We start from the raw sequence: 3,169 nt of genomic DNA on the forward strand, positions 1-3,169 counted from the left end.
GCTCATCTGGAACCCAAGGAGGGACTCGATGCGCCCGGCGCGGCCCGAGGCCACCCTACGGTACGCCTCGGACACGGCTCGGCTGAAGAGGAAGTTGTGGGAGACGCAGAGTGCCCGGCCGTGGCGAGACGCGGCGTCGCACATCGCGCGGCATTCCGCCTCCGTCATGGCCATGGGCTTTTCCACGAAGACATTCACGCCCGCCTCCAAGGCCGTCTGCGATTGCGGTGCGTGCAGCCAAGGCGGCGTGCAGATGCTCACGACGTCCAGGCGTTCCTTGGCGAGCATCTCGTCGAGCTCGCCGGAGTACGGGGTCGCTCGGATTCGCGAGCCCAACTCGCGAGCCCGCTCCGGCCGGCGGTCGTAAACCGCGACGATGTCCGCCGTTCCGGACCGGCGGTACGCAGGCACATGACGATGTCGAGCAACCCAACCGCAACCGACGATCCCGACCCGGAGACGCCTCAGGAGGCGACCTCCTCGTAGAGCCTCTCGTACTTCTGGCTGACCCGTTTCCAGGTCACCTGGCGCTCGGCCCACTCCCGAGCGCGTCGTCCCATCGTGGCTGCGCGCTCCTTGTTCTCGAGAACGTGAATGAGTCCGGCCACGAGGGCATCCACATCGCCCGGATCGAAAAGGATACCGGTTTCTCCGTCCAAGATCAGATCCGGCGTGCCACCCACGCGCGTCGCGAGGACCGGCTTTCCGCAGGCCATCGCCTCCATGACCGCGAGGGGCATGCCTTCCGTGAGGGAGGGGCGCACCACGACGCCCGCACGCTGCAGCACGGGTACGACATCGGGGACCTTCCCGTGGATCCGGACGTTCCCGTTCAGGCCGAGTTCGCCCATCCGTCGCGCAAGCGCATCGCGCAGCGGGCCGTCGCCGACGAAATCGAACGAGGCGTCCGGAATCTCCGAAACGACCTGGGGGATCGCCTCGACGAGGTACTGCGGACCTTTGTTCCGGGAAAGTCGGCCTAAGAACAGGACGGAGTGGTCGTCTCCCCCGTTTCCGTTCACTCCAGGCGGCGGGCAGAAGCGTTCGACATCCACGCTGTTGGGGATTACCTGAACCGACGCTCGCGTGCCAAGGTTTGCCGCGTGGCCTGCGACGGACGGGGAGACGGCCGTGACCGCCGTCGACTTTCGCAGGATATATTGACCGATCGTCCGCTCGTAGAACCGCGCGACCGCGCCGGTGACGCCGGGCAAGTTATCGAGCGACCCGATGTGCATCGTCGTCACGACGGGCGCCTTCGGCCGGCTCAGGACCGTCAGCAGACTGAGCGTGAAGAATATGTTGTTTACGTGGACGACATCCGCATCATCGAGGAAGCGCCGCAGGCGGAGACTGGCGTTGAGCGCTGCGGGGACGCCGACGATCGGCTGGAGATTCACCGCCGGGATCCGGACGATCTCGACGCCTCCCACCTTCTCGCGCGCGGGCCAGCCGTCGGGATTAAAGGTGAGCACGCGGACCTCGTGACCGAAGTTCACGAGGTTGTGCGCAAGCTCTTCGACGACGCGCTCGACGCCGCCGCCGACGTGCGGGAAATAATAGTCGCTCACCAAGACGATTTTCAACGCCAACCCGCCTCTGGACCCAGACCCCGGTTCGCACCGTCGACGAATATCGAGGTCGGACGAACGGAGAAGATCGATTCACAGCGTCGGGCTAGCACACGCTGCGAGAGACGGTCCGGACAATCCGGAGATGCAACGAGGTGGCAAGTCGGCACTCCATCCTCCTCCCATACCCACACGGCCGGACTCCCCCGTCCGGCGGATGCCAATAACGGAGTCGTTGACGAGCTATATAAATTCTCGGAACGACCCGTTGCTCTCTGATTCGATAACATGCGCAGAACTGCAGAGTTTCTTGAACTCCTCGGCTTAACGCTTCGACCCGCCGAGGCCGATTTGGGGAGCGAGATCGCGGCGGATTGATGTACGAACCCTCGATGTCCTCAGGATTCGTTCGAAACCAGCGCGATAGGTGCGTGACGCGAGATCGCGACGGCGAGCACGAAAATGATTATAACCCGGGTCTCGCATTGATGCAGGATTGACTCGGATTCGATGAGGGGTTCGCGTCTGTAGACGTGGGGGAGAGGGTCGGATTGGAAGCGGAATCTCGGCGTCGCAGCGGCGTAATCCGGAGGCGCGGGAGCGGATGACCGACCCCGGATCACGAGCCGATCTCTCGCTCGAAGAAGCGCGCGAGCCGGACGCCGGTAAATCGGGAGGTATGCCGCCCCTCGACGGCCTCCTCGTTGAGTCCATCAACGGGAGCGCGAACGGCCAGGGCACCCTGTGGTGGCAGTACTGGGTCAACGACGCGTACGGAGACTTCGGTGCGGACCGCAAGGTCCTCTCCGAGGGGAATCCCGTCCTCTGGGTCTTCCGGGCGTATCCGCCGACGGGAGGTGTGTGATGTCCCTCGTCTCGCCCTCTGTGCGCCCGAAGAGATGGGAAAGGATTCCGCCGTGTCCGATGGCGCTGCTCGTCATCGCGGTCTGCCTGTTCTCGGTTCTCGTTACGTTCTACGTCGTCTTTCAGAGCGTTGATCTCTACTTCCCCGCGGACGGCGCGCACTATGTCGGCGACGCGGATGCCCTGCTAGGTCGGGGAGTTCGCGACCTGCGTCATCCGCCGCTTTTCCCGCTTCTCCTGGGGTTCTTCCAGCTGTTCGTCGGGGACGTGGCAGCGTTCCAGTTGAGTTTTGGCACGGACCTGTTCCTGCTTCCGCTCGGTCTCTACGTCCTCCTGCGGCGATGGTTTGGACAGGTCTCGAGTCTCGTGGGCACGGTCTCGGGCGCGCTCTCTCCGGCCATCGGAGAGGTCGTTGGCTGGGGCGGTGCCGCGACCCTGCTTGCCCTTGACATGATGCTCTTCACGCTGGCTTCCTTCGAATGGTGGATCCAGCGGGGCGGCCGGAGGGGTCTGATTGCCGGGACGTTCGCAGGCCTCACCGCTCTCACCCACCCCTTCGTATTCGCGGCCCTCGTGTTCTTTCTCGGAGTCCGCTGGGCTGTCCTTTACTTTGTGGACCGGCCGGCCCGACGAGAATGGGATCTGTTCGAGTGGAAGGGGATCCTCTCCTTCGCACTCCCCCTCGCGGCGGGATTCGGCGTGGCTTCGAACTACTACGCCCGATTGAAGACGCC

General features: G+C 64.2%; 4 protein-coding genes. 2 read left to right on the plus strand and 2 right to left on the minus strand.

Annotated elements, in window-relative coordinates; translation table 11 throughout:
* Together WDA27_15020 and WDA27_15025 are read right to left on the minus strand one after the other, a co-directional pair.
* A partial coding sequence (locus tag WDA27_15020) for a Gfo/Idh/MocA family oxidoreductase (GenBank protein ID MFA5892235.1) occupies positions 1–540 on the minus strand: 540 nt, incomplete at its 3' end.
* Positions 465–1,571, minus strand: a complete 1,107-nt coding sequence (locus tag WDA27_15025; protein ID MFA5892236.1) for a glycosyltransferase family 4 protein — start codon at positions 1,569–1,571, stop codon at positions 465–467. The genes WDA27_15025 and WDA27_15020, both read right to left, overlap by 76 nt.
* 604 nt (positions 1,572–2,175) lie before the next feature.
* On the opposite strand from WDA27_15025, the gene WDA27_15030 reads away from it, so the two are divergent.
* Both WDA27_15030 and WDA27_15035 read left to right on the plus strand, forming a co-directional pair.
* Positions 2,176–2,436 carry a DUF4430 domain-containing protein gene (locus WDA27_15030; GenBank protein MFA5892237.1) on the plus strand — a complete coding sequence of 87 codons (261 nt, stop codon included), beginning with the start codon at positions 2,176–2,178 and terminating at the stop codon, positions 2,434–2,436.
* 59 nt (positions 2,437–2,495) lie between these two features.
* Positions 2,496–3,169: hypothetical protein (locus WDA27_15035; protein ID MFA5892238.1), on the plus strand; the 674-nt coding region annotated here is incomplete at its 3' end.

Source organism: Actinomycetota bacterium, assembly GCA_041658565.1.
Taxonomy (GTDB): Bacteria; Actinomycetota; AC-67; order AC-67; family AC-67; genus JBAZZY01.

Bases quoted from the DNA above. Each gene is read 5' to 3' on its own strand.
- WDA27_15030 (MFA5892237.1), top strand. From the start codon at position 2,176: ATGACCGACCCCGGATCACGAGCCGATCTCTCGCTCGAAGAAGCGCGC.